The following is a 25,098-nucleotide window of genomic DNA, read 5'->3' as shown; positions in this document are numbered from 1 at the left end:
CATCCCGTCCCCCAACATCCTGGAGACTGAACCATGCCCGTCCTGACGGAACCGCCCAGCATGGGCGACGTCCTCAAATACGAGGTCAACCCGAACTACACCCGTGAGGTGGTGACACTGCTCGCGGGCATGCCCTATCCCGTCGGCGCCGTCCTTGGCCGCATCACCGCAAGCGGCAAATACAAGCTCGCCACCAGCGGCGGCACCGACGGCGCGCAGACCGCCTCGGCCGTCCTGCTCTATGCCGTCGATGCGACGCTGGCCGACGCCACCGGCATCGTCGTTGCCCGCGGCCCGGCAATCGTCTCACGCGCGGGTCTCGCCTACGACGCCACCGTCGATGACGGGGCCAAGATCACCACCAAGATCGGCCAGCTGGCCGCCGCAGGCATCGTCGCCCGCGACGGCGTCTGACGCAGCCCACCAAGCCGCGCCCATCCCTTCATCCCCCGGAGCACCCCATGACCCTCGTCCGCAATCCCTTCGACGCTGGCGGCTATTCGCTGGCCGAGATGACGCAGGCCATCAACATCCTGCCCAACCTCTACACCCGCCTCGCCCAGATCGGCCTCTTCCGCTTCGAAGGGGTCAGCCAGCGCTCGGTCATCATCGAGCAATACGAAGGCGTCCTGAGCCTCCTGCCATCCGTCCCTCTCGGCGGGCCTGCCACGGTCGGCACCCGCGAGGGACGGTCCATGCGGTCCTTCGCCCTGCCGTGGATCCCGCATGACGACGTGGTTCTTCCTGCTGATATCCAGGGGCAGCCCGCGCTGGGCGGCGCCTTCGATGCCGCCGATCCCCTCGTCGAGGTGATGAACCGCAAGCTGCTGCTGATGCGCCGCAAGCACGCCCAGACGCGGGAGTATATGGAGATGAACGCGCTCCGCGGCATCGTGAAGGATGGCGCGGGCACTACCCTCTACAACTACTTCACCGAATTCGGCCTGGCGCAGATCTCGGTCGACTTCGTCCTCGGCACCGCGGGCACCAACGTGCAGGGCAAGGTCCGCGAGGTACTGCGCGCCATCGAGGACAATCTGCTGGGCGAGGCCATGACCAGCGTGCATGCCCTCGTCAGCCGGGAGTTCTTCGACAAGCTGATCGCGCACCCGAAGACCGAGGAAGCCTACAAGTTCTATGCCTCGACCGGCGCGCAGCCCCTGCGCGAGGATGTCCGCCGCAACTTCCCCTTCGGCGGCATCCTGTTCGAGGAGTATTCCGGCACGGTGACCCTTTCGACCAAGGCGACCGAACGGCTTGTCCCGGCAAACGAAGGGATCGCCTTCCCGCTCGGCACGATGGACACCTTCACCACCTATGGCGGCCCGGCGAACCTCTTGGAAACCGCCAACACCATCGGCCTGCCGCTCTACGCCCGCCAGCATCTCGACGAGAAGGGCCGCTGGATCGACGTGATGACCGAGGCCTCGATCCTGCCGGTGAACAAGCGGCCCCGGCTGGCCGTCCGGATCCACAGCTCGAACTGACGGACCCACCCATGTCCGTCTTCGCCGCCGCCATGGACCGCATCTTCACCCATGCCTCCATGGCGGCCCCGGCCCTCTGGATCTCGGCCACCACGTCCGAGGAACGCCCGATCCGCATCATCCGCCGCGCGCCCGACCGCGTCACCGACTTCGGCGCTGGCCGGATCGTCAGCGACACGACGGTGGTGGATGTGCGTGTGGCAGACCTGCCCGCCCCGCGTCCGGGCGATGTGATCGTCATCGGCGCCGACAGCCATGTCATCCAGGGGGAACCGCTGCGGGGTAAGCGTTCGCGGGGGACCACGGACGGCTTATCTTGACGGCGTGAAGTTCCACGGCAGCAGGTCGTCGAGGCGGCTTTGCGGGTGGCCGTTGGCGATAGCTGTCAAGGTGGCCTTGAGATAGGCGAAGGGCTCTATGCCGTTGATCTTGCAAGTTTCGATCAGCGAGGCGATGCGGCCCCAGGCGATGCCGCCTTCGTCATGGCCGGCGAAGAGCGTATTTTTGCGATTGAGGGCTATCGGGCGGATCAGGTTTTCGACCCTGTTGGAGTCGATTTCGACGCGGCCGTCGGTCAGGAAGGTTTGCAGCCCGTCCCAGTGATTGTGGATGTAGGCGAGCTTTTCGCCGAGCCGGGATTTGGCGGAGATCTTGCGGCGTTGTGCCTGCAGCCAGTCGCCGAAGGCGGCCACCAGCGGCGCGGTGCGGGCCTGACGGGCGGAGAGGCGCTGGCCGGGCGAGATGCCGCGGATGTCGGCCTCGACGGCATAGAGTTCGGCGATGCGGCGCAGACCCTCGGCGGCGATCTCCGATCCGTCGCGGTCAAAGACTTCCTTGAGTTTGCGCCGTGCATGCGCCCAACAGTGGGCCACCCGAATGGGCGCGCCGCCCTTGCGGGATGGTTTGGTCAGGCGGTTGTAGCCGGTGTAACCGTCAATCTGCAGGATGCCGTCGAAGCCGGTGAGGAAGGTCTCGGCATTCTCTCCCGCGCGGCCGGGGGCATAGAAGTAGACCACGCCGGGCGGGTCCTCGCCGCCCCACGGTCGGTCATCGCGGGCCAGCGCCCAAAGGTATCCGGTCTTTGTCACACCGCGCCCCGGATCCAGCACCGGGGCAGTGGTTTCATCCATGAACAGCTTGGATGACCGCTTCAGATGTTCAGCCAGCCGGTCGACAATGGGTTTCAGGTGGAACGCAGCCTTGCCGACCCAGTCGGCCAAGACTGCGCGGTGCAGATAAAGGCCCGCGCGCGCCAGGATCTGGCTCTGCCGATATAACGGCAGATGGTCCGCATACTTGCTGACCAGCACATGGGCCAGCGTCGCTTCGGTCGGTAGGCCCCCCATGATCAGGTGAGACGGCGCAGGGGCTTGGGTCACCCCGTCGGTGCAGGACCGGCAGGCATACTTCGGACGCACGGTGACGATGACGCGCAGCTGGGCCGGCACGATGTCCAGCCGTTCGCTGCGGTCTTCGCCGATCTTGTGCATGACACCGCAGCCACAGGGGCAGATCAGGCTGGCGGGTTCGATGATCTCTTCGATGCGCGGCAACGCGGCCGGCAGATTGCCGATAGTGCGCTTGGGGGCGGGTTTGCTCGCCTTGTCATCTGCTTTGGCGGCGCGGGTTTCCTTTTCCGCTTCAACCTCGGCCAGCGCGATGGACAGATCCTCGAATGCCAACTGCCGTTCATCTTCAGACAGCTTTTCCGACCGCTTGCCATGCAGGGCATGATTCAACTCAGCGATCAGATGCTCTTGCCGACGGGTGATTTCCGTCAGCGCCGCCACGGTTTCCATCAACGCCAGAACAGCCGCACGTTGCGCGGCAGGGATGGTGGAAAGGTCGATGACGGGTGCGGTTTGCATGGGCTGGAGCTACCATAATATCCCCGCAAAAACACGCAAAACCAAATGGTTGGTTCACTCTGCCGCAGCCGGTGGACGCCCCTCCAGCGCCTTTACCTTGCGCCAGTCCAGCCCGGCAAACAGCGCCTCGAACTGGGCATGGTTCAGCGCCATCACCCCGTCCTTGATCGCGGGCCAGGTGAACGTCGCATCCTCCAGCCTTTTGTAGGCCATCACGAGGCCGGTGCCGTCCCAGTATAAGAGCTTCAGCCTGTCCGCCTTACGCGAGCGGAAGACAAAGACCGCCCCGGTGAACGGATCCTTGCGCAGCACAGACGACACCAGCGCTGCCAGGCCATCATGACCCTTTCTGAAGTCGATGGGCTTTGTCGCGACCATGATCCGAACCCGGTTCGACGGGAACATCATGGGCTGGCAGCCAAGGCGCGCACGACCGACGCAATCCGCTCCGCCGAGGCTCCGGTTTCCAGACGGATAGCCACCGCGCCCGCGATGATCTCGGGCCGGTCCGCGGCGCCCACGGCACAACGCGGTCCATCACCAACCGGGCCAATCATCAACGATGCAAATTCCACCGGATCCTCCGGCGCCGGCAGCACCAGCCGCCCTTTGCGCGCCAGCGTCCGCCACGCCGAAACGTGGTTCGCCGGAACACCATGACGCCGCGCGACAGAATTCACCGTGATACCCGGCGTCAGCGTCTCCGCCACGATCCGGGCCTTCACCTCATCAGGCCACTTCCGGTTCCGACGGCCGCGACCGCCAACCGGGAAAACCTCCAATGTAGTCTCCATGGAGAAAATCCATTCCAACAATCACCAAAGTCCAAAGAACCGATCAGGATGAGAGCCGGAAGGTGGGAGGCTGGAAACGCTTACGCTGCGGGATCGCGAGCGGCTGATCTGGACGCTCGATCTGAAGCCAGCATGAAACTGAAGCTGGAAATCAGCCCAGATCTCGCTGCCTTGATGCAGGCCGAAATCGCCGCAGGCGAAAGGGCCGTCACCACCGCCATGCGCGAGGCGGGCGCGGGCCTGAAATCCGCCTGGCGCAGCCAGATCACCAGCGCGGGGCTAGGCACCCGTCTCGGCAACTCGATCCGCCTCGCGACATATCCCAAGGGCGGCGAGAGCCTGAACGCCGCGGCGCTGGTCTGGTCCAACGCCCCGGTGATCGTCGGCGCGCATGACACCGGGCCGCTGATCCGGTCGCGCAACGGCTTCTGGCTTGCGATCCCCACCGCCGCCGCAGGCAAATCCACCCGTGGCGGTCGCATCACCCCCGGCGAATGGGAACGCCGCACCGGCCTGCGGTTGCGGTTCGTCTACCGGCGCAGGGGGCCTAGCCTGCTGGTGGCCGAGGGGAGGCTGAATTCGAAAGGCCGGGCTGTGGCGTCGCGCGCGAAGACCGGCCGTGGGCTGACCACCGTACCGATCTTCCTGCTGGTGCCGCAGGTCAAGCTGCGCAAGCGGCTGGACCTCGCGCGGGATGCGGAGCGGGCCATCGACCGCGTGCCGGGGCGGATCGTGGCGGGGTGGGTAGAGGAGAAAGGAAGCGGACTTCTGCGATAGGGACGGATACAACATCGATATTGCGGCGGCAGCACGAGCCAGACAACCAAGTTACAGCGGTAGTTCGGGGGCGTATCAATCCCAACGATCTACCCAACTGTATTGCGGAGGGATAGTTGCGTTCTGGATCAGATCAGGATTGACGATCTCCTGCCCGTCGCAGATCAGCACGGCTGGGCCAACGCAACGATGCTGATACCTTGAGGCTATTTGGTCGGAGAAACTCATCACCTTCTTAGACATTTGCATCGGCGACGTGCTGTACGGATGTGGCAGCTTTGGAGACGGGAACACAACCAGATGATCATAGATCAGCGCAATAGGAAAATAATCGGTCCTAAAGCGCATTAACCCAATGCAAGGATTGGCAATCTCTCTTGTCGGCACCTCAATAAGATAATTCCAATACATGAGCTCAGTATCTGGATTCAGAATTTGCTGCCGGACGATGTCCAAGGACGATTGAAGCACGAACGAGTAGCCAAAGTTCTTGAACCAAAGCCCATAGGCTGCAGTCAGAAAACCTACTTTGACTGAGTTTTCGTTGCTGAAAACTGGCAGCCCTGTTGTGATAGAAATCTTCGCTGGCTTTGGACCATTCCAATGAGCTTCGAAGTCGACCGGATTTGATCTTCTTCGATCAGTTGTAAATTCAAGCGCTCCATCGTCTGCGATAGAAAGTGATCCGTTTAAGGTCCGACCATCAGCTTTCAACTGTGCGCGCTGCTTCTTGGGATCGGAATGGAAAAGTCCATTTCCTTCGTTTAACTCAATCCAGTCTGACAACCACCGTGTCTGTTTGTGCCCAAACGAGCTATTGCACGTCTTGCAAAGGAATGTCGTTATCTTCCCGCCGCATGAGTCTGGAACTATGTGCTCTTCGGTGATCTCTTTGCTAGATATTGGGTAGTCGCGAAGACATGTTGGACAACGGAAAAGCCCGCGCAGTTCATACTTGAAGCGGGTTAGCTCCTGCGAAATTTCCAACAAGGATGCTGACCTAAGATCAGTTGCCATGAAACACCTACAAAGCGGTGCATCATGCTAAGTCTTGCATCCCTTCCTTGCAACGTGGCCTTCACGCGGCGAGCGTAAACGGACTTCTTGTCCGCAAAGACCTCAATCCACCAAACGCCCCTTGGACATCAAATGCCCACCACCCGCGAGACCGTCCTCGCCGCGCTGCACGCGCGGTTGCAGCCGCTTGTCGCCCGCACTCTGCGTGACGAGGTGTTGCCCGAGCGGATCCCGGCGGCCGGGCTGATCATCCTGCGCGACGGCCAGCCGGGCGAGCCGGAAGTGACGCTGTCACCGCTGCGCTATCACTACCAGCACCGGGCCGAGCTGGAGATCGTCGTCCAGGCGGGCACCGGCCGGGCCAGCGCCTTCGATGACCTGATCGCGACCATCGCCGCGGCGCTGGAAGCCGACCGGACGCTGGGCGGCCTCTGTGACTGGGTCGAACTCGAGGCCCCGGCCTCGGTCGATCTGCCCATCGAGGGCACGGCGGCCCTGAAGGCGGCGGTGATCACCGTCGTCCTGCATTACTCGACGACCGGCCCTCTGGCCTGACACACACACATAGGAGACCCCCATGGCACGCGCACACGGCGCGCGGGCGCAGATGGCGCTTGCGTTCGAAACCGTCTACGGCACCCCGCCCGCCAGCGGCTATCGGCTGATGCCCTTCGCCCGGACCACGCTGGGCGCGGAACAGCCTTTGCTGAACAGCGAACTTCTGGGCTACGGCCGCGATCCCCTGGCCCCGATCAAGGACGCCGTCACCGCCGATGGCGAGGTGGTGGTGCCGATCGATGTGGAGGCCTTCGGCTTCTGGCTGAAAGCGGCCTTCGGCGCCCCGACCACGACGGGGACAACGCCCAAGACCCACAGCTTCCAGTCGGGGAACTGGACGCTGCCCTCCATGGCCATCGAAGTGGCAATGCCCGAGGTGCCGCGGTTCGCGATGTATGCGGGCTGCGTGATGGACCAGCTTAGCTGGCAGATGAGCCGTTCGGGGCTTCTGACCGCTACCGGACGCCTGATTGCGCAGGGCGAAGCCATCGCTGCCACCACAGCCGCAGGGACGCCCACCACGCTGGGCCTGCAACGCTTCGGCCACTTCAACGGGGTGGTGAAGCGCAATGGCACCACCTTGGGCAACGTCGTCTCGGCCGAGATCACCTATGCCAACGGCCTCGACCGGATCGAGACCATCCGCAACGACGGCAAGATCGAGGGCGCCGATCCCGGCATGGCCGCCCTGAACGGCCGGATCGAGGTCCGCTTTGCCGACTCTGCACTGGTGACCCAAGCCATCGACGGCACGCCCTGCGAACTCGAGTTCGCCTACAGCCTCGGGGCGAACGCCAGCTTCACCTTCACGGCCCACGCCGTCTACCTGCCGGTCCCGCGGATCGAAATCCCCGGGCCGCAGGGCGTCCAGGCGACCTTCGACTGGCAGGCCGCCAAGGCCACCAGCCCCGCCCGCATGTGCACCGCCGTCCTCGTTAACACCGTCACGGGATACTGACCATGATCCGCCTGAACTTGTCGAACCAGGCCGAATGGCTGGACCTGCTGCCTGGCCTGCGCGTCCTGGTGGCGCCCCTCACCACCGCGCTGATGGTCTCGGCCCGCGCCGATCCGGCCATCGAGGGCCTGTCGGAAGCCTCCAGTCAGGAGGACATGGCCCTCGCAATGGCCAAGGCCGTCGCGCGCCGCGCGGTGCTGGAATGGGAAGGCGTCGGCGACGAGGCTGGCAACATCGTGCCCGTCAGCCCGGCCGGGATCGATGCCCTGCTGGAAATCTGGCCCGTGTTCGAAGCCTTCCAGGCGCAATACGTCGCCCGCGGTCTGATGCTGGACGCGAAAAAAACGTCTCCGCGCCCTCGCCGACTGGTCCTTCGGCGGGGGCGACGGCTATTGCGCGGCCTGCTCGGGCCCCTGCCCTGACTGCCCAGCAAGACTGAACCGGCCGCAGACGGTCGAGGGCTGGCAGGTCTGGGACCTGACCCAGCGCCTTGGCGGTCAGTTGCGCATCGCGCCGGGGGCCGTCATCGGATGGGACATGGGCGCCGCCCTCGCGCTGGCGCAAGCGCTGGGCATCAACCCCCTGATCACCGCCGAACTGCTGCCCGAGATCGAGGCGGTGATGGTGCGCAAACTGAACGAGCAGATGGAAGGACGCCGCCATGGCTGAGAAGAAAGTCTCCGTCCGCCTCGTGGCGGAGGGCGGGCGCCGCGTGCGCGCCGAACTGGAAGGGGTCGGCGAGGCCGGGGCGCGCAGCTTTGGCCGCCTGTCGCGTGAGATGGAACTGGCCAACACCCGGCTTGCAGCCTTCGCACGTCGGGCAGGCATCGCCCTCGGGGCGGCCGCGGCGGCCGCCACCGCCTCTCTCGGGCTGATCGTCCGGTCCACGGCCGAGAGCGCCGCGCAGATCCGTCAGTTTGCGCAGGTCGCCAATGCGACGCCAGAGGCCCTGCAGCGCTGGTCGGCTGGGGCGCGGACGGTTGGCATCGAGCAAGAGAAGCTGGCTGATATCCTGAAGGACGTGAACGACCGGGTCGGGGATTTCCTGCAGACCGGCGGCGGGCCGATGGCCGACTTCTTCGAGAATGTCGCTCCGCGCGTGGGCGTCACGGCCGACCAGTTCGCGCGCCTCTCCGGCCCGGAGGCGCTGCAGCTTTACGTCGACACGCTTGAACGCGCCGGTCTCAGCCAGCAGGAGATGACCTTCTATCTGGAGGCGATGGCCTCGGATGCCACGCGGTTGATCCCTCTCCTGCGGAACGGCGGGTCGGAGATGACGCGACTTGGGGATCAGGCCTCGGACCTTGGCGCGGTTCTGGACAGTGATGCGCTGGAAGCCCTGCGCCGCACGCAGCTGGCGCTGGGCACCGTATCGATGGTCTTCGACGGGTTGCGCAACCGCATCGCGGTCGCAGTGGCCCCTACCATCGAGGCGCTGGCCAATGCCTTCGTGGCGCTGGCCTCCGATGGCGGGATCCTGCGCTCGGCCATCGATGGGCTGATCAGCAACCTTGGTAGGCTGGCATCCTATGCCGCCACCTTCGCTGCTGTCATGGCCGCGCGTTGGGTAGCAGGACTTGCTGCTGCGGCAGTGTCGGTGCGCGGCCTCGCCACAGCCTTGGTCTTCCTGCGCGGCGCGCTGATCCGCATCGGCATCGGGGCGCTGATCGTCGGTGCGGGAGAACTGGTCTACCAGTTCTCGCAGCTGGTGGCCCGGGTCGGTGGGGTGGGCGAGGCCTTCCGGCTCCTCGGCGATCTGGCCCGCGAAGTCTGGTCCCGCATCGGCCTGTCGCTGGATGCGGCGCTCGCGCGGATGGCGGCCGGATGGGAGGGGCTGAAGGCGGCTGGTCTCTCGGCCCTCGAGGGCACCATCACGGGTGTCGTCAGCTTCGGTGACCGAACGGCCGCGATCTTCCAGGGGGCCTACGACGCGGCAGTCGCAATCTGGGGCAGTCTGCCCGGTGCCATCGGCGACTTCGCCTTCTAGGCCGCGAATGGGCTGATCTCGGGCGTCGAGGCGATGCTGAACGGCGTCGTCACGCGCATCAACAGCTTCATCGAGACGCTGAACGCGGCCCTTGCGCTGCTGCCGGAATGGGCCACCGGCGAAGGTGGCGTGCGGATCAGCATCCTCGACCCGGTGGAACTCGGCCGCATCAGCAATCCGTTTGAGGGAGCCGCTACTGCCGCAGGTGCTGCCGCCGCGGATGCTTTCTCGGCCGCGCTGTCGCGGACTTACCTCGAGCCGCCTGACCTCGGGCTCGGTGCCATGGCCGAGGACGCCCGCGCCCGGGCCGACGGCTATCGCGAGGCCGCAGGCATGCTGGCTGACGCTGCTGGTCGGCCGCTCGGCAGCTGGCAGGCGCTGAAGGATGCCGTGACCGGCACGGGGACGGAAGCCGAGGCTGCGTTGGCGGATGCGGCTGGTGCGGCTGATGCTCTTACGTCCGGCCTGAATTACACCGCTACGGCCGCCGATGGTGCAGGTGGGGCCGCGCGCGATGCGGGCGCTGCGGCGGCCGAGGTCGCGGAGACCGCCCTTACCGGCTGGCAAGCTGTCACGGCCGCGCTCGCCGACTACGCCGCCAAGGCGCGCGACATTGGCGGCGATATCGGCAGCGCGCTGGTCGGGGCCTTCCAGAGCGCCGAGAACGCCATCGGTGACTTCGTGAAGACCGGCAAGCTCGATTTCCGCGATCTGGTCACCTCGATGATCGCTGATCTGGCGAAGCTCGCCGCCCGGCGTTTCATCCTCGGCCCGATTGCGAACGCGCTTTCCGGCGCGCTGGGCGGCGCGGGCGGAATTTTCGCGAACATCCTGCATGCGGGCGGCATGGTTGGCGCCCCTGGTCCTGCCCGGATGGTCCCGGCCTTGGCCTTCGCCAATGCCCCGCGCATGCACAACGGCGGTTGGGCCGGTCTGCGGCCGGACGAGGTGCCCGCAATCCTGCAACGCGGCGAACGGGTTCTCTCCCGGCGCGAGGCGGCAGGGTACGGCCAGGCGGGCGCGTCCACCGTCAATGTCACGATCAACGCCCGCGACGCCGAGAGCTTCCGCCAGTCCCGCACGCAGGTCGCCAGCGACATCGCACGCGCTGTGTCGCTAGGTCGGAGGGGGATGTGATGGCCTTTCACGAGGTCCGGTTTCCGGACAACATCAGCCGCGGGGCGCGGGGCGGCCCCGAGCGGCGTACACAGATCGTCGAACTGGCAAGCGGGGCCGAAGAGCGCAATGCCAGCTGGGCCAATTCGCGCCACCGCTATGATGTCGCCTATGGCATCCGCCGCGCCGATGATCTGGCGGCGGTCGTCGCCTTCTTCGAGGCCCGCAACGGCCGCCTGCACGGCTTCCGTTTCAAGGACTGGGCCGATTTCAAGTCCTGCCTGCCATCGCATACACCGGGGCCAGCCGATCAGCCGCTCGGCACCGGCAACGGGTCAGCCACCCTGTTTCAGCTGACCAAGCGCTACACCTCTGGCGCGCAGTCCTGGACGCGGACCATCACCAAGCCCGTCGCCGGGACGGTGACCATCGCGCTGAATGGCACGCCCCAAGCTTCCGGCTGGTTGGTTTCCACGACCACCGGCCTCGTCACCTTCACCACTGCCCCCGCTGCATGCGTCGCGATCACCGCAGGCTTCGAATTCGACGTTCCCGTCCGCTTCGACACCGACGCTCTCGACGTAACCCTCGACATCGAACGCCTCGGCTCGATCACCTCGATCCCCCTCGTGGAAATCCGCACATGAAGTCCCTGAACGCCGCTGTGCAGGCCCATCTCGACGAGGGCACGACGACGCTCGCCTGGTGCTGGCGCATCACCCGCGCCGATGGCGTGACCTTCGGCTTCACCGACCACGACCGAACCCTGTCGTTCGACGGCACCGAATTCGAACCGGAAAGCGGGCTCACGGCGTCAGAGGTGCGATCCGGCTCCGACCTTTCCGTCGATGCGCAGGATGCGCAAGGTGTGCTGTCGTCGGACCGGATCACCGAGACCGACATCCTCGACGGCCGGTGGGACAATGCGTCGGTCGAGGTCTGGCGGGTGAATTGGTCGGCTCCGGCGCAGCGCGTACTCCTTCGGCGAGGGGCCATCGGCCAGATCCGGCGCGGGCGGCTCGCCTTCGTCGCCGAGGTCCGGTCGCTAGCCCATATCCTCGGCCAGACCGTCGGGCGAGCGTTTCAGGCGAGTTGCGACGCCGCGCTGGGAGATGCGCGCTGCGGCGTGAACCTCGAGGCCGCGGCCTTCAAAGGGGTCCGGCGCGGTGATCGATGTGCTGCGCGACCGGACCTTCACGGCTTCGGGCCTCGCCAGTTTCGCGGCGGGCTGGTTCGCCTCCGGGCTGGTCGAATGGCCGACAGGTGCGAATGCCGGGCGGCGGGTCGAGGTGCTGTCGCATGACCTCGTCGACAGCGTCGCGATCCTGACCCTGCTCGAGGCGCCGGTGCGCCCGATCGCGGTGACGGATGCTTTCTTGGTCCGGGCGGGCTGCGACAAGCGGATCGCGACCTGCGGGACGAAGTTCGCCAATGTCGCAAACTTCCGGGGCTTCCCGCACATCCCGGGCCAGGACGCCGTATTGCGCTACGCCACCAAGGACGGCGGCCATGAGGGTGCGGTGCTGTGACCGCGACAGTCCCAACGCCGATCCCGCGCGCGTCATCGCCGTCGCGCGGTCATGGCTCGGCACACCCTATCACGACCAGGCCAGCCTGCGTGGAGTCGGCTGCGATTGCCTGGGCCTGGCACGGGGCGTCTGGCGCGAGATCGTCGGGCCGGAGCCGTTCCCGATCCCGCCCTACAGCCGGGACTGGGGCGAGACCGGCCCGCGCGAGGTGCTGGCCGAGGGGGCGCGGGCGATGATGCCGGGGATCGCACCGGCCGATGCGCCACCCGGCGCGCTGATCCTGTTCCGCATGATGCCCCGCGCCATCGCCAAGCATGTCGGGATCCTCACCGGCCCGGACACCTTCCTGCACGCCTATGAGCGCCTCGGCGTGATCGAAGAACCCCTGACACCAACATGGCGGCGGCGCATCGCCTTCGCCTTTCTGTTCCCTGCTCGCTGAGATTTTCGTAATGGCCACGCTCGTCCTCGGTGCCGTCAGCTCCGCCATCGGCGGGGCCTTTGGCGGTGCGATCCTCGGCTTCTCTGGCGCTGCCATCGGTGGCTTCATCGGCTCGACCATCGGTTCGGTGGTCGACAGCTGGATCGTGTCCTCGTTGGCCCCTGCGCAGAAGATCGAGGGCCAGCGCCTCGACAGCTTGCGGATCACCTCGGCCACCGAAGGGGCGATCATCCCGCGCCTCTACGGCCGCATGCGCATTGGCGGCAACATCATCTGGGCCACGGATTTCCGGGAGGAGACGAAGACCACCACGCAAGGCGGCGGCAAGGGCGGCGGCGGTGGCCGGGTCCAGACGACCGAGTATCTGTACTATGCCAGCTTCGCTGTGGCCCTGTGCGAGGGTCCGATCACCGGCATCGGCCGCATCTGGGCCGATGGCAAGCCGCTCGACATGACGGGGATCACCTGGCGCTGGTATCCTGGGAACGAGGCGCAAGCGGCCGATCCCTTCATTTCGGCAAAGATGGGAGCGGCCAACACCCCGGCCTTTCGCGGGACAGCCTATGTCGTCTTGGAGGAACTGGCGCTTGCCACCTACGGCAATCGCCTGCCGCAACTGTCCTTCGAGGTCTTCCGGCCACTTGCGGATCCCGACACGGCCGAGGGGCTCGTGAAGGCGGTGACGATGATCCCCGCTTCGGGCGAGTTCACCTATGCGACCGAGGCTGTCCGCAAGACGGTGGGCGCCACGACCACGGTCTTCGGCCAGACCACCGGCGGCACCACCTCGGCCGAGAACCTGAACGCGCGGCCCGACGAGGCTGATATCGTCGTGGCCCTTGATCGGCTGCAGGCCATGGCTCCGGCCGTCGAGAGTGTCAGCCTCGTCGTCGCCTGGTTCGGCAATGACCTGCGGGCGGGCAACTGCACGATCAAGCCCGGCGTGGAGGTGGCGACCAAGGTCACCAGCCCCAAGGTCTGGACGGTCAATGGCCTGGCGCGGGCGAGTGCGCATCTGGTGAGCCGCGACGTCGAGGACCGTCCGGTCTATGGCGGGACACCTGCAGATTTCGCAGTGCTGCAAGCGATCCGCGAGATGAAGGCGCGCGGGCTGCGGGTCACCTTCTATCCCTTCCTGCTGATGGACGTGCCGCCCGGCAACACGCTGCCGAACCCCTATAGCGCGAATGCCGCGACGCCCGGCCAGCCGAGTTTCCCGTGGCGGGGCCGGATCACCTGTTCCCCGGCCGCAGGCTATACCGGGACGGCCGACAAGACCGCCGCCGCTGCCACGCAGGTCTCCAGCTTCTTCGGCGTGGCCACCCCGGTGCAGTTCGCGATCTCTGGCGACACGGTCAGCTGGACCGGCCCATCGGGCGATTGGGGCCTGCGCCGGATGATCCTGCACTACGCCCATCTCTGTGCGGTGGCAGGCGGGGTCGATGCCTTCCTGATCGGGACCGAGATGCGGGGGCTGACGACGATCCGGTCGGGGGCCAGCGCCTATCCTGCCGTGACCGCCTTCAAGGCGCTGGCGGCGGATGTGAAGTCGGTCCTCGGGCCGGGCACCAAGGTGGGCTACGCCTCGGACTGGTCGGAGTATTTCGGTCACCAGCCCGGGGACGGCAGCGGCGACGTCTATTTCCACCTCGACCCGCTCTGGTCGGACGCCAACATCGATTTCATCGGCATCGACAACTACATGCCGCTCTCCGACTGGCGCGACGGCTTCGACCACGCCGATGCCCTGCAAGGCTGGCCCGCGATCCATGACCGGGGCTACCTGCAGGCCAACATCGCGGGTGGCGAGGGCTTTGACTGGTTCTACGCCAGCGCCATTGATCGGTCGGCCCAGATCCGGACCCCCATCACCGACGGGGCTGCGGGCAAACCTTGGGTGTTCCGCTACAAGGATCTCCGCGCCTGGTGGTCGAACCCGCATTTCAACCGACCTGGCGGGGTGGAAAGCGGCACGCCGACCGCATGGGTGCCGCAGTCGAAGCCCGTCTGGTTCACGGAACTGGGTTGCCCCGCCACCGACCGGGGCACGAACCAGCCTAACGTCTTCTTCGATCCGAAGTCGTCGGAGAGCTTCACGCCCTACTTCTCCCGCGGCTGGCGGGACGACGCGATCCAGCGCGCCTATCTCGAGGCAAGCTACCTCTGGTGGGGCCAAGGGGCGAACAACCCGACCTCCACGATCTACAGTGGACGGATGGTGCATGTCCCCGAATGCGCGGCCTGGACCTGGGACGCGCGACCCTATCCGTTTTTCCCCGAACTGACCGGTGTCTGGACCGATGGCCCCAACTGGCGGCTCGGCCACTGGCTGACCGGGCGCCTCGGCGCGGTGTCGCTGGCCGCTCTGGTGCGCCATCTCTGCCTGCGCGCCGGGCTCGATGAGGCGTTGATCGACGTCTCGGGCCTCTGGGGCGCGGTCGAGGGCTATGTGATCGGCGCCCTCGAAAGCCCCCGGGCGTCGATTTCCACGCTGGCACGCCACTTCGGCTTCGATGCCATCGAGACCGAGGGCGTGATCCGTTTCGTCATGCGCGGCCGCGCCTCGGTCGCCACGCTGGCCATCGACGATCTGGTCGCCAGCCGGGAAGGCGAGGCCTTCGAGCTGACGCGCGGCCAGGAGACGGAACTGCCGCAGGCGCTGAACTGGCAGGTCGCCCGCCCCGACGAGGATTATGATTCAGCCCTCGTCGAAGCCCGCCGCATCACCGTCGACACTACCCGCATCGCCTCCGAGTCCTTCCCGATGGCGATCCCGCCCGAGGAGGCGGAACGCCGGTGCCGCCGCGCGCTGATGGAAGCCTGGATCGGCCGGGAAAGCGCCACCTTCCGCCTGCCGCCATCGCGGTTGGCGCTGGACCCCGCCGATGTCATCCGGCTCGCGCATGACGGCCGGGAGGTGGAATTCCGGCTCGTCTCGATGGCCGATACCGAGGCGCGCGGGATCGAGGCGGTGCGCCAGGACCGTGCCGCCTACGATCTGCCGCCGGGGGATCCCCGCCCGGCCTCGCTCGCCAGCCCCGTCGTCTTCGGCACGCCGGAGGTGGTGATGCTGGACCTGCCGCAGATCACCGAGGATCAGCCCGCCCATCGCCCCCTGATCGCCGCCCATGCCAGCCCTTGGCCGGGCGAGATCGCGGTGTTCCGGAGCGCCTCGACGGATGGGTTCTCGTTGCTGACGACCTTCGGGAGTCGGGCCCGGATCGGCACCTTGGCTTTCGACTTCTTTCCGGGCCCCACCTCCCGCTTCGATCTGGGCAATGCGCTGGTCGTTGATCTCCTGTCCGGAACACTGGAAAGCGTGACCGACATCGCAATGTTCGGCGGGGCCAATGCCCTCGCAGTCGAAAGCGCCGCTGGCCAGTGGGAAATCGTCCAGGCAAGCGCGGCTGAACTCATCGCCCCGGGCCGCTATCGCCTGACCCGCCTCCTGCGCGGCCAGCGCGGAACGGAACATGCCATGGGCAACCCGGCCCCGGCAGGAGTGCGGGTTGTGGTCCTGGACAACGCGCTGTCATCGCTGCCCATCGCCGAGGCCGATCTCGGACTGCCTTGGAACTGGCGGGTCGGCCCGGCCGCGCGTGCTGTCACCGACGCAAGCTATGCCGCGCTGGGCTTCACCCCGACCGGACGGGGCCTTGTCCCCTTCGCGCCGGTCCATGTCGAACAGCCGTGGCGAACGGCCCGCAGCCCCGGCGATCTGACCATCCGCTGGACACGGCGATCCCGCGCGCTGGTCGCCGATGCCTGGGAGCAGGTCGAGGTGCCGCTGGCCGAGGACGTGGAAAGCTACGACGTCCAGATCCTCGACGGCACGAGCGTCAAGCGCACTCTGACCAGTAGCACCACTTCCGTCCTCTACACCGCCGCCCAGCAGACGGCCGATTGGGGCGCGCTGCTCGCGCCCGGCCAGACGCTGGCGATCCGCATCTTCCAGCTCTCGAACCGCCTCGGTCGCGGCACGCCCGCGAGCCTGACCCTCCAGTTCTAACGGGATTTCCCATGTCCGACACCACGGCCCATCTGGGCCTGCCCTATCTTCTGGCGGCGCAGGCGCAGAAGCATGTCACCCACAACGAGGCCCTGCGCCTGCTTGATGCCATGGTGCAGCTCTCGGTCCTCGACCGCACGCGCACTGCGCCCCCGGCTAGCCCGGCCGACGGCAACCGCCATCTGGTGGCCTCGGGCGCAACAGGCCTCTGGGCCGGGTGGGACCTGAACATCGCCTTCTGGATCGACGGCGCTTGGATCCGCCTCGTCCCGCGCACCGGCTGGCTCGTCTGGGTCGCGGCCGAGGGGATGTTCCTCGTCTGGACCGGCAGCGCTTGGGAGGTAGTGGGCGAGCCGCGCGATGTCTCGGACGCGGTCTTCGGCCTGGTCAACGATGCCGACCCCACGAAGAAGGCAACCTTCTCGCTGGCAGGGATCAGCGCCGGAACCACGCGCAGCTTCACGCTGCCCAACACCTCGTCCGAACTGGCGATCCTAGCAGGCACCCAGACCTTCACCGGCAACAAGACTTTCTCCGGTACGCTGACAGCATCCGGAACCGTGACGGTGTCGGCTGCCAGCGCCTCGATCGGCACGGCGACGACGACCGCCACCTATGGCATGGGCACCGGGGCCACGACGACGGGCGTGACCAAGACCGTGAACCTCGGCTCCGGCGGCGCGTCCGGATCGACCACCGTCGTGAACATTGGATCCGCGACGGCTGGCGCGGGCGGCACAATGGTGGTGAACACGCCCACGGTCACCTTTGCCAATGCCGTGACGTAGGTCGGCATGCCCCAGGCCAACCTGACCGCGCAGCTCCTCGGCCTCGGTGGGGCGACAGCCGACAGCTTCAACCGTCTGTCCATCAACACGCCCGCTGTGCTCCTGAACAACGCAGGCTCCGGGATCGAGGCGACGGTCAACAAGGCCGCCGCCGGGAATGACGCTGCCTTTGCCTTCAAGACCGGGTTTTCGGCGCGGGCCCTGATCGGCCTCCTTGGCAATGACGATTTCAGCTTCAAGGTAAGTCCGGACGGCTCCGCCTTCTACGACGCGATCAGGATCGACCGCACCAACGGCCAGGTGGAACTGCCGCAGCCGACGGTCTTGCCGGGACTGGCGGCCGCGCCAACCCCGCCGCCCTCAGGCAAGGCATCGGTCTATGCGCGCAACCGCGCCGGGGCGCCGTGGATCGACGTCATGCGTCCCTCGGGACGGGATTTCCCGCTCCAGCCGCATTTCGGAGTGAACCGGATCGCGAACTGGTCGCCCTCGGTCACGACGACCATCACAACAGAAGGCCTGCCAATCACCTCGGTCGGCACAGTCTCGCACCCGACGCTGGCCGCCACGAACCTCGCTGCCAGCATGCGCCGCTGGCGCCTGACCTCAGCGGCAGTGGTGGACTCGGTCGCCGACCAGCGATCTGCGGGCTGGGCGTGCTGGCGCGGCAATGCGGCGGGCTTGGGCGGCTGGACCTTCGTCACGCGGATTTCGCTTACGACCCTGCAGGCGACCGGCATGGGCTTCTTCGGGCTTTACGGATCGACTGCCGCGCTGGCGACCACCCTGACGCTGGCCGCAGCCATCAACTGCATTGGCATCGGCTTCCAGCGTGGTACCCACACACGCTGGCAGCTGGTCGCGAACGACGGCACCGGGGCGCCGACCCTGACCGACATGGGCGCGTCCTTCGCCATCGCCACTGGTGGCGTGCTGACGCTCTTCATCGCCGCCCCGCCGAATGGCAGCTCGGTCTGGGTGCGTGTCGTCGACGAGGTTTCCGGCGCGGTCTTCGAGCAGGAAATCGCCGCCGACCTGCCTGCCGCGACGCAGTTCCTGTCGCCGCGGCTGTTCCTCAACACCGGCGCAACGGCGGCGGCGGTCGCTTTTGACTGCGCCGGGGTTTATCTGGAAACAGATTTCTGACCGACCGCAGCCTGCCGCAATGAAAGGAACATCATGAACGACCAGACCACTCTCGCCGGGGAGGTCGCGCGGGCCTTTCGGGACCACGGGATCACAGCCGCGCTGACCGCCCTCATCGGCGGCACCATGGCCCTGATCGCGGCGATCACCCGCAAGGCCTTCACCAACGAGGCCCTGCTGGATCGCCTTGATCGCGAACTCATCACCGAACGCGACCGGACCGACAAGCAGCGCAGCGAAGATCGCAAGGTCGATGGCGACCGCCTCGACCGGATCGAGACCGACATCCGCTCGATGCGCGACATGCTGTTCGACGCCTTCCAGCGCGACCGATCCGACTAACTGCCCAGAGAACAGGCCACACGACCACATCCCCCGCCCCAGAGGCGGGTTTTTCATTTGGAGGATCCACCACCATGCCGACCCTGACCTACCCCCACTGGCGCGACGTGCCCGCCAACACCTGGCGCTGGCTGAACTTCTCGGCCGCCGAGATCGCCTGTCGCGGCACCGGCGCGATCAAGATCAACATGGAAGCCATGGACAAGCTGCAGGCCCTGCGCGACCGCCTCGGCAAGCCGCTGATCATCCGCTCTGCCTACCGCAGCCGCGAACATAATCGCGCCGTGGGCGGGGCCCCGGCATCGAAACACATGCAGGGCACCGCCTTCGACATCGCCATGGCGAACCATGATCCCGCGGCCTTCGAAGCAGCGGCGCGGGCCGTGGGCTTCCTCGGCTTCGGCTATTACCCCCGTTCGGGCTTCATGCACATCGACCTCGGGCCTGCCCGGTCTTGGGGTGATCCCTTCCCGGCCCGGCCGGTGCCCTTCGCGCCGGAACTGCCACCCGCGCGCGAAGTCCTGTCGGAAAGCCGCACCCTGCGCGGTGGCGGCGCGGCTGGCGCGGCCACCGTCGGAGCGGCCGGGGTAGAGGCTGTGAGGGGCGTCCTCGCCGAGACCCAGTCCACGATCCAGCCACTGGTGCCCTACCTCGACACCCTGCGCTGGGTGCTGATCGCCATCGCCCTGATCGGCATCGCCGTCACGATCCACGCTCGGCTCGATGACTGGAAAAGGGGCCAGCGGTGATCGGTTGGTTCCTCACCCATGGCCCGGCGCGGAAAGCGCTGGGCCTCATCCTCACCGCAGCAGCGATCCTGCTGTTCCTGCTGAACCTCCGCCGCGCAGGCGAACGCGCCGGGCGCGCCGCCGAACGGCGTGATGCCCGAGAGAGAAACGATGCCATTCACCGCCAGATGCTCGACGCCGCCGCCCGCCGCCCTCCTGATCGTGATGCTCTGGCTGACCGGCTGCGCGATGGCAGGTTCTGAAGCCCACGCGCCCTGCCCACCCGTGGTCGACTACACGGCCGCCGATCAGGCCCGCGCCGCCGACGAGGTGGAAGCCCTGTCGGAAGGGGCCGTCGTCGTCCGGATGCTCAGCGACTACGCCGTGATGCGCGATCAGGCGCGGGCATGCAGGTAATGATTAACCCACGCACCGAAATGGGTTCGAGATTCTGGCGCTTCCCCTCTTGCGACGACGATGGGCTCCGGGTCATCCTAGGCGTTAGGTTTAACCGTTCGCTGGGCGTTTGATGCAGATTTCCTCGATCCTCGATTACATCGACAATGGCCACATGGCGCTGCCGGAATTCCAGCGTGGGTATGTCTGGGGACGAGAACAGGTTCGAGGACTTTTCCAGTCGCTGTATCGCGGGCATCCTGTCGGGAGCCTTCTGGTATGGGCGACGGACGCATCCACGGCCACGCATCGCGGCGACGGCAAGCTTGCACCAGGGGTCGTCAAGCTCCTGTTGGACGGCCAACAGCGCATCACCTCGCTCTATGGTGTGATCCGGGGAAAACCCCCTCGCTTTTTCGATGGAAACGCAAAGGCGTTCACGGATCTGAGGTTCAACCTCGCCAGCGAAGACTTCGAGTTTTACCAACCGATCAAGATGCGGGACGATCCGCTCTGGATCGACGTTACCGAGGTCATGCAGAAGGGGAATGCTGGCATCGGTGCGTTCCTGACCACGCTCAGCCAGAACCCGGAGAATCTTCCGAAGATCGGTGAGTATGTCGGCCGCTTGAACCAGCTTCTCGGGATCCGCGACAAGGCGTTCCACATTGAGGAGGTCACGGGTGCCGACAAGACGCTCGATGTGGTGGTAGACATCTTCAATAGGGTGAACAGCGGCGGAACCAAGCTGTCGAAGGGCGATCTGGCGCTCGCCAAGATTTGCGCAGATTGGCCCGAAGCGCGCGACACGATGAAAACCAGCATCGCGCGCTGGCGCTCCGAGGGCTACGACTTCACCCTCGATTGGCTGTTGCGGTCGGTGAACACGGTCCTGACGGGCGAGGCAAAGTTCCTCTATCTCCACTCGCAGGGCGCTGACGAAATCGCCAGCGCCCTGAAGCGTGCAGTCAAGCACATCGACACTGCGCTGAACATGATTGGCGGGCGGCTGGGTCTTGACCACGACCGCGTGCTGTTCTCCAAGTTCGCCGTCCCGGTCATGGTTCGTTATCTGGACAGCAAGGGCGGCCATCTCGATGCGAAGACTCGCGACAAACTGCTCTTCTGGTTCGTCCAAACGGGGATGTGGGGGCGCTTTTCGGGATCGGTCGAGAGCTTCATCGACAAGGACCTCGGGATCCTCGAGCAGAGCGGCGGGGATCTGGACAAGCTGATCGGCGAACTGCGGTTGGCACAGGGCGGACTGCGGGTCGAACCTGGTCACTTCCACTCGTGGAGTGTCGGAGCGCGGTTCTATCCGGTGCTGTACATGCTCACCCGCATGACGGAGGCACGGGACTGGGGCACTGGCCTGCCGTTGAAGAACAACCTTCTTGGCAAGATGAGCCGTCTCGAAGTCCACCACATCTTCCCACGCGCGCGGCTGTACGAGGCGAACTACGCACGGGCGGAAGTGAACGCCCTGGCGAACTTCTGTTTCCTGACGAAGGACACGAACCTCGCGATCTCGGACCGCCGACCAGAGGATTACTTCCCCGAGATCGAGGCCGCACACCCCGGCGCGCTGCGTTCGCAGTGGATCCCCGATGAGCCTGCGCTTTGGCGGATCGAGAACTACCGTGACTTCATGGAAGCTCGCAAAGCATTGCTCGCCGAAGCCACGAACGCGTGCCTCGCATCCCTGCTGCACGACGACACGTCATGGCTTGATGGTTCTCGGGCAGCCAGGATCACGGATCGGGTGCTTCTGGGCGGCATCGCGAGCGAAGATGAAGCGAAGGAACTGGAAGCCCTGAATGCTTGGGTGGCGGCTCAGGGGCTTGCGCAGGGCCAGATGGCATATGACTTCGTCGACCCGGAGACGGGAGAACAGCGTGCCATCTTCGATCTGGTCTGGCCGAGTGGAGTTCAGGAAGAACTGACGGAGCCAGTGGCGGTCCTGCTCGGTGAAAGCGCGGAGCTCATTTCGATGGCCAGCGCCGCGGGGTTTCGGTGCTTCACATCGACCACGGCCTTCAAATCCTACGTCGAGGGGCTCAATGCGCCGAACACCGGCCTTGCGGCGGAGTAGCGACGTGGGACAGAACACTGCGGGCACCGCTTTTCAGGGGGACTGGTCGAATGTTGACCAGGTGTTGACAAGAATTCCAAAAGCAAAAACCCGACGGTTTGCGTCGGGTTCTAAGTGTCTGATATCTTTTTAGGATTTGGTTGCGGGGGCAGGATTTGAACCTGCGGCCTTCAGGTTATGAGCCTGACGAGCTACCGGGCTGCTCCACCCCGCGACGGTATGATGTCTGGTTGGTGATATTGTATATGAGATCGTAGAGGGGATGGGCATTGGACAGGTTTGGCGGTGACCTACTCTCCCACGTCTTGAGACGCAGTACCATTGGCGTGACGGCCCTTATCGGCCGAGTTCGGGAAGGGATCGGGAGTTTAGCCGTCGCTATGACCACCAAACCGGTTCAATGCCCAGCGGAATTAATCCGCAACATCAGTGTATTGTTCCAGGTCGTTCTTCTGATTGTGCCTTGCTGTTTCTGGATCAGATCAAGCCAATCGGGCGATTAGTACCGGTCAACTGAACGCATTGCTGCGCTTACATCTCCGGCCTATCGACGTGGTCGTCTTCCACGGCCCTCAAGGGAGACCTTGTTTTGAAGGGGGCTTCCCGCTTAGATGCCTTCAGCGGTTATCCTGTCCGAACATAGCTACCCAGCACTACCGTTGGCACGATAACTGGTCCACCAGTGGTTCGTTCAACCCGGTCCTCTCGTACTAGGGTCAACTCTTCTCAAGTCTCCTGCACCCACGGCAGATAGGGACCGAACTGTCTCACGACGTTCTAAACCCAGCTCACGTACCTCTTTAAATGGCGAACAGCCATACCCTTGGGACCTGCTCCAGCCCCAGGATGAGATGAGCCGACATCGAGGTGCCAAACGATGCCGTCGATATGGACTCTTGGGCATCATCAGCCTGTTATCCCCAGAGTACCTTTTATCCGTTGAGCGATGGCCCTCCCACTTGGGACCACCGGATCACTATGACCGACTTTCGTCTCTGCTCGACTTGTCAGTCTCGCAGTCAGGCTGGCTTCTGCCATTGCACTCAACGAGCGATTTCCGACCGCTCTGAGCCAACCATCGCGCGCCTCCGTTACGATTTGGGAGGCGACCGCCCCAGTCAAACTCCCCACCATGCAGGGTCCCGGACCCGGATAACGGGCCGCGGTTAGACATCAAGAAGGCGAAGGGTGGTATCTCAAGGGAGGCTCCACGAGGACTAGCGTCCCCGCTTCAAAGCCTACCACCTATCCTGCACATCACATTCCTGATGCCAATGCAAAGCTAGAGTAAAGGTTCATGGGGTCTTTCCGTCTAACCGCGGGTAGTGTGCATCTTGACACACAGTTCAATTTCGCTGAGTCCACGTTAGAGACAGCGGGGAGATCGTTACGCCATTCGTGCAGGTCGGAACTTACCCGACAAGGAATTTCGCTACCTTAGGACCGTTATAGTTACGGCCGCCGTTTACTGGGGCTTCAATTCGGAGCTTGCACCCCTCCTTTTAACCTTCCAGCACCGGGCAGGCGTCAGACCCTATACGTCGCCTTACGGCTTCGCAGAGCCCTGTGTTTTAAGTAAACAGTCGCCACCCCCTGGTTTGTGCCCCCCGCCCACAGTTGCCTGCAGACGGGGCTCCCTTCTCGCGAACTTACGGGAGCATTTTGCCGAGTTCCTTTAACGTGGTTCTCTCAAGCGCCTTGGTATACTCTACCAGTCCACCTGTGTCGGTTTAGGGTACGGTCTGATGGAGGGCTATTTCCAGGGACCTCTAAGCAGCTCACCCAATCCGATAAGGGCAAACTACAGTCGAGATCCGTCACATCCTCCTGGCCCAGGAATATTAACCTGGTTCCCATCGACTACGCCTTTCGGCCTCGCCTTAGGGGCCGGCTTACCCTGCTCAGATTAGCTTTAAGCAGGAACCCTTGGACTTTCGGCGACAGGGTTTCTCACCCTGTTTGTCGCTACTCATGTCAACATTCTCGCTTCCGATCTCTCCACCGGATGCCTTACGGCCCGGCTTCACAGAAAGCCCTCCATGTCCGATCCATCCGAGGATGGATAAGACATGATGGACTGTATCACGGAACGCTCCGCTACCACGCACATCGCTGTGCATCCCGAGCTTCGGCTCATGGCTTGAGCCCCGTTACATCTTCGCCGCAGGACAGCTTATCTAGACCAGTGAGCTGTTACGCTTTCTTTAAATGATGGCTGCTTCTAAGCCAACATCCTGGTTGTTTTGGCCGTCCCACATGCTTTCCCACTTAGCCATGAATTAGGGGCCTTAGCTGCAGGTCAGGGTTGTTTCCCTCTTCACGACGGACGTTAGCACCCGCCGTGTGTCTCCCGGATAGTACTCATCGGTATTCGGAGTTTGCTTAGGCTCAGTAAGGCTGTGGGCCCCCATTACCCATGCAGTGCTCTACCCCCGATGGTATTCGTCCGAGGCGCTACCTAAATAGCTTTCGCGGAGAACCAGCTATCTCCAGGTTTGATTAGCCTTTCACCCCTAGCCACAAGTCATCCAGACCCTTTTCAACGGGTGTTGGTTCGGACCTCCAGTTGGTGTTACCCAACCTTCATCCTGCTCATGGCTAGATCACCTGGTTTCGGGTCTGATCCGTCGAACTCATGCGCCCGTTTAAGACTCGCTTTCGCTGCGCCTCCACCTAACGGCTTAAGCTTGCTCGACAGACCAAGTCGTTGACCCATTATACAAAAGGTACGCCGTCAGGGCTCAAGGCCCCTCCGACTGCTTGTAGGCGTTCGGTTTCAGGTACTGTTTCACTCCCCTCGTCGGGGTGCTTTTCACCTTTCCCTCACGGTACTGGTTCGCTATCGGTCAGCAAGGAGTACTTAGCCTTCGGAGGTGGTCCTCCGATCTTCAGACAGGATTTCACGTGTCCCGCCCTACTTAATATGTGCACTGGTGCTTCCAATACGGGACTGTCACCCGCTGTGGTTGGCCTTTCCAGACCATTCTTGTCACACTTCATGCATCGGCTGGTCCGCGTTCGCTCGCCACTACTAACGGAGTCTCTATTGATGTCCTTTCCTCCG

General features: G+C 64.8%; 21 protein-coding genes, 1 tRNA gene, 2 rRNA genes and 4 pseudogenes (1 of these 28 only partly in view). 20 read left to right on the top strand and 8 right to left on the bottom strand.

Annotation, left to right across the window (positions count from 1 at the left end; translation table 11 throughout):
* The first annotated feature begins 33 nt into the window (after nucleotides 1-33).
* The 3 genes from B6K69_RS15830 to B6K69_RS15820 are packed head-to-tail and all read left to right on the top strand — an operon-like array spanning nucleotide 34 to nucleotide 1,807.
* Nucleotides 34-414, top strand: a complete 381-nt coding sequence (locus B6K69_RS15830) for a head decoration protein (RefSeq protein ID WP_108644480.1) — start codon at nucleotides 34-36, stop codon at nucleotides 412-414.
* A 47-nt stretch (nucleotides 415-461) separates the two neighbouring features.
* Nucleotides 462-1,487 carry a major capsid protein gene (locus B6K69_RS15825; protein ID WP_108644479.1) on the top strand — a complete coding sequence of 342 codons (1,026 nt, stop codon included), beginning with the start codon at nucleotides 462-464 and terminating at the stop codon, nucleotides 1,485-1,487.
* 11 nt (nucleotides 1,488-1,498) lie between these two features.
* Nucleotides 1,499-1,807, top strand: coding sequence for a head-tail joining protein (locus B6K69_RS15820; RefSeq protein ID WP_108644478.1), 309 nt, complete (start codon nucleotides 1,499-1,501; stop codon nucleotides 1,805-1,807).
* On the opposite strand, the gene tnpC is transcribed toward B6K69_RS15820, so the two are convergent.
* Genes tnpC through tnpA form a run of 3 tightly spaced genes read right to left on the bottom strand, consistent with a single transcriptional unit; the run spans nucleotide 1,799 to nucleotide 4,149 of the window.
* A complete protein-coding gene (tnpC, locus tag B6K69_RS15815; protein ID WP_108642833.1) occupies nucleotides 1,799-3,355 on the bottom strand; it encodes an IS66 family transposase in 1,557 nt (518 codons plus the stop codon). The genes B6K69_RS15820 and tnpC overlap by 9 nt on opposite strands.
* 54 nt (nucleotides 3,356-3,409) lie before the next feature.
* Complete coding sequence (gene tnpB / locus B6K69_RS15810; RefSeq protein ID WP_206340516.1) at nucleotides 3,410-3,733, bottom strand: IS66 family insertion sequence element accessory protein TnpB; 324 nt, start codon at nucleotides 3,731-3,733, stop codon at nucleotides 3,410-3,412.
* A gap of 26 nt (nucleotides 3,734-3,759) precedes the next feature.
* Nucleotides 3,760-4,149 (bottom strand): IS66-like element accessory protein TnpA, encoded by a 390-nt coding sequence (gene tnpA / locus B6K69_RS15805; RefSeq protein ID WP_107673214.1) that lies wholly within the window; start codon nucleotides 4,147-4,149, stop codon nucleotides 3,760-3,762.
* Nucleotides 4,150-4,281: 132 nt separating this feature from the next.
* Here tnpA and B6K69_RS15800 point away from each other — a divergent pair, with 132 nt between their 5' ends.
* Nucleotides 4,282-4,926 (top strand): DUF6441 family protein, encoded by a 645-nt coding sequence (locus tag B6K69_RS15800; protein WP_108644477.1) that lies wholly within the window; start codon nucleotides 4,282-4,284, stop codon nucleotides 4,924-4,926.
* Nucleotides 4,927-5,001: 75 nt separating this feature from the next.
* Here the strand turns inward: B6K69_RS15800 and B6K69_RS15795 are convergent, their stop codons facing one another.
* Together B6K69_RS15795 and B6K69_RS18660 are read right to left on the bottom strand one after the other, a co-directional pair.
* Nucleotides 5,002-5,712, bottom strand: coding sequence for a hypothetical protein (locus B6K69_RS15795; RefSeq protein ID WP_236939012.1), 711 nt, complete (start codon nucleotides 5,710-5,712; stop codon nucleotides 5,002-5,004).
* A 69-nt stretch (nucleotides 5,713-5,781) separates the two neighbouring features.
* A pseudogene (locus B6K69_RS18660) lies at nucleotides 5,782-5,943 on the bottom strand (hypothetical protein); the annotation flags it as partial.
* A 132-nt stretch (nucleotides 5,944-6,075) separates the two neighbouring features.
* Between B6K69_RS18660 and B6K69_RS15790 the strand changes: the two are divergent.
* The 16 genes and pseudogenes from B6K69_RS15790 to B6K69_RS15725 all read left to right on the top strand — a co-directional run bounded on the left by B6K69_RS15790 (nucleotide 6,076) and on the right by B6K69_RS15725 (nucleotide 22,034).
* Nucleotides 6,076-6,498: an acyl-CoA transferase gene (locus tag B6K69_RS15790; RefSeq protein ID WP_108644475.1), complete on the top strand. Its 423-nt coding sequence runs from the start codon at nucleotides 6,076-6,078 to the stop codon at nucleotides 6,496-6,498.
* Nucleotides 6,499-6,520: 22 nt separating this feature from the next.
* Complete coding sequence (locus tag B6K69_RS15785; protein WP_108644474.1) at nucleotides 6,521-7,459, top strand: phage tail tube protein; 939 nt, start codon at nucleotides 6,521-6,523, stop codon at nucleotides 7,457-7,459.
* A 2-nt stretch (nucleotides 7,460-7,461) separates the two neighbouring features.
* Nucleotides 7,462-7,898, top strand: a pseudogene (locus B6K69_RS15780) (hypothetical protein).
* Nucleotides 7,899-7,996: 98 nt separating this feature from the next.
* A complete protein-coding gene (locus tag B6K69_RS18570; protein WP_257791668.1) occupies nucleotides 7,997-8,128 on the top strand; it encodes a DUF7697 family protein in 132 nt (43 codons plus the stop codon).
* Nucleotides 8,121-10,583 (top strand): annotated as a pseudogene (locus tag B6K69_RS15775) (phage tail tape measure C-terminal domain-containing protein). Before B6K69_RS18570 ends, B6K69_RS15775 begins: the two are co-directional and overlap by 8 nt.
* Nucleotides 10,583-11,209, top strand: coding sequence for a DUF2460 domain-containing protein (locus B6K69_RS15770; protein ID WP_108644473.1), 627 nt, complete (start codon nucleotides 10,583-10,585; stop codon nucleotides 11,207-11,209). Before B6K69_RS15775 ends, B6K69_RS15770 begins: the two are co-directional and overlap by 1 nt.
* Nucleotides 11,206-11,865, top strand: a complete 660-nt coding sequence (locus B6K69_RS18495; RefSeq protein ID WP_418260035.1) for a DUF2163 domain-containing protein — start codon at nucleotides 11,206-11,208, stop codon at nucleotides 11,863-11,865. The genes B6K69_RS15770 and B6K69_RS18495 overlap by 4 nt, the downstream gene beginning before the upstream one ends.
* Nucleotides 11,807-12,091, top strand: coding sequence for a phage BR0599 family protein (locus B6K69_RS18490; RefSeq protein WP_418260560.1), 285 nt, complete (start codon nucleotides 11,807-11,809; stop codon nucleotides 12,089-12,091). Before B6K69_RS18495 ends, B6K69_RS18490 begins: the two co-directional genes overlap by 59 nt.
* On the top strand, nucleotides 12,072-12,533 hold the full coding sequence (locus B6K69_RS15760) for an NlpC/P60 family protein (protein WP_108644472.1): 462 nt from the start codon (nucleotides 12,072-12,074) through the stop codon (nucleotides 12,531-12,533). Before B6K69_RS18490 ends, B6K69_RS15760 begins: the two co-directional genes overlap by 20 nt.
* A gap of 10 nt (nucleotides 12,534-12,543) precedes the next feature.
* Complete coding sequence (locus tag B6K69_RS15755) at nucleotides 12,544-16,542, top strand: baseplate multidomain protein megatron (RefSeq protein ID WP_108644471.1); 3,999 nt, start codon at nucleotides 12,544-12,546, stop codon at nucleotides 16,540-16,542.
* A gap of 11 nt (nucleotides 16,543-16,553) precedes the next feature.
* Nucleotides 16,554-18,476, top strand: a pseudogene (locus B6K69_RS18635) (DUF2793 domain-containing protein).
* A 33-nt stretch (nucleotides 18,477-18,509) separates the two neighbouring features.
* Nucleotides 18,510-18,818 carry a hypothetical protein gene (locus tag B6K69_RS15745; protein ID WP_108644470.1) on the top strand — a complete coding sequence of 103 codons (309 nt, stop codon included), beginning with the start codon at nucleotides 18,510-18,512 and terminating at the stop codon, nucleotides 18,816-18,818.
* 74 nt (nucleotides 18,819-18,892) lie between these two features.
* Nucleotides 18,893-19,567, top strand: a complete 675-nt coding sequence (locus tag B6K69_RS15740) for a YcbK family protein (protein ID WP_108644469.1) — start codon at nucleotides 18,893-18,895, stop codon at nucleotides 19,565-19,567.
* Nucleotides 19,564-19,809, top strand: coding sequence for a hypothetical protein (locus B6K69_RS15735; RefSeq protein ID WP_108644468.1), 246 nt, complete (start codon nucleotides 19,564-19,566; stop codon nucleotides 19,807-19,809). The genes B6K69_RS15740 and B6K69_RS15735 overlap by 4 nt, the downstream gene beginning before the upstream one ends.
* 22 nt (nucleotides 19,810-19,831) lie before the next feature.
* A complete protein-coding gene (locus B6K69_RS18565) occupies nucleotides 19,832-19,963 on the top strand; it encodes a hypothetical protein (RefSeq protein ID WP_257791667.1) in 132 nt (43 codons plus the stop codon).
* 112 nt (nucleotides 19,964-20,075) lie between these two features.
* Nucleotides 20,076-22,034: a GmrSD restriction endonuclease domain-containing protein gene (locus B6K69_RS15725; protein ID WP_108644466.1), complete on the top strand. Its 1,959-nt coding sequence runs from the start codon at nucleotides 20,076-20,078 to the stop codon at nucleotides 22,032-22,034.
* Between the two features lie 137 nt (nucleotides 22,035-22,171).
* On the opposite strand, the gene B6K69_RS15720 is transcribed toward B6K69_RS15725, so the two are convergent.
* From B6K69_RS15720 to B6K69_RS15710, 3 genes are all read right to left on the bottom strand, one after another.
* Nucleotides 22,172-22,248, bottom strand: a tRNA-Met gene (locus tag B6K69_RS15720).
* Nucleotides 22,249-22,311: 63 nt separating this feature from the next.
* Nucleotides 22,312-22,426 (bottom strand): 5S ribosomal RNA (gene rrf / locus B6K69_RS15715).
* Between the two features lie 86 nt (nucleotides 22,427-22,512).
* Nucleotides 22,513-25,098, bottom strand: a 23S ribosomal RNA gene (locus B6K69_RS15710) (it continues 246 nt past the right edge of the window).

Source organism: Pseudogemmobacter blasticus (assembly GCF_003071405.1).
Taxonomy (GTDB): Bacteria; Pseudomonadota; Alphaproteobacteria; order Rhodobacterales; family Rhodobacteraceae; genus Pseudogemmobacter; species Pseudogemmobacter blasticus.
The sequence above is the reverse complement of the archived record's forward strand: the minus strand, read 5'-3'. Positions and strand labels throughout refer to the sequence as shown.

Coding starts and splice junctions, on each gene's coding strand:
- B6K69_RS15820 (WP_108644478.1), top strand. CDS start 1,499: ATGTCCGTCTTCGCCGCCGCCATGGACCGCATCTTCACCCATGCCTCC.
- B6K69_RS15740 (WP_108644469.1), top strand. CDS start 18,893: ATGCCGACCCTGACCTACCCCCACTGGCGCGACGTGCCCGCCAACACC.
- B6K69_RS18570 (WP_257791668.1), top strand. CDS start 7,997: ATGGGCGCCGCCCTCGCGCTGGCGCAAGCGCTGGGCATCAACCCCCTG.
- tnpC (WP_108642833.1), bottom strand. CDS start 3,355: ATGCAAACCGCACCCGTCATCGACCTTTCCACCATCCCTGCCGCGCAA.
- B6K69_RS15825 (WP_108644479.1), top strand. CDS start 462: ATGACCCTCGTCCGCAATCCCTTCGACGCTGGCGGCTATTCGCTGGCC.
- tnpA (WP_107673214.1), bottom strand. CDS start 4,149: ATGGAGACTACATTGGAGGTTTTCCCGGTTGGCGGTCGCGGCCGTCGG.
- B6K69_RS15785 (WP_108644474.1), top strand. CDS start 6,521: ATGGCACGCGCACACGGCGCGCGGGCGCAGATGGCGCTTGCGTTCGAA.
- B6K69_RS15725 (WP_108644466.1), top strand. CDS start 20,076: ATGCAGATTTCCTCGATCCTCGATTACATCGACAATGGCCACATGGCG.
- B6K69_RS18495 (WP_418260035.1), top strand. CDS start 11,206: ATGAAGTCCCTGAACGCCGCTGTGCAGGCCCATCTCGACGAGGGCACG.
- B6K69_RS15755 (WP_108644471.1), top strand. CDS start 12,544: ATGGCCACGCTCGTCCTCGGTGCCGTCAGCTCCGCCATCGGCGGGGCC.
- B6K69_RS15800 (WP_108644477.1), top strand. CDS start 4,282: ATGAAACTGAAGCTGGAAATCAGCCCAGATCTCGCTGCCTTGATGCAG.
- tnpB (WP_206340516.1), bottom strand. CDS start 3,733: ATGGTCGCGACAAAGCCCATCGACTTCAGAAAGGGTCATGATGGCCTG.
- B6K69_RS15760 (WP_108644472.1), top strand. CDS start 12,072: ATGAGGGTGCGGTGCTGTGACCGCGACAGTCCCAACGCCGATCCCGCG.
- B6K69_RS15830 (WP_108644480.1), top strand. CDS start 34: ATGCCCGTCCTGACGGAACCGCCCAGCATGGGCGACGTCCTCAAATAC.
- B6K69_RS15745 (WP_108644470.1), top strand. CDS start 18,510: ATGAACGACCAGACCACTCTCGCCGGGGAGGTCGCGCGGGCCTTTCGG.
- B6K69_RS15770 (WP_108644473.1), top strand. CDS start 10,583: ATGGCCTTTCACGAGGTCCGGTTTCCGGACAACATCAGCCGCGGGGCG.
- B6K69_RS15790 (WP_108644475.1), top strand. CDS start 6,076: ATGCCCACCACCCGCGAGACCGTCCTCGCCGCGCTGCACGCGCGGTTG.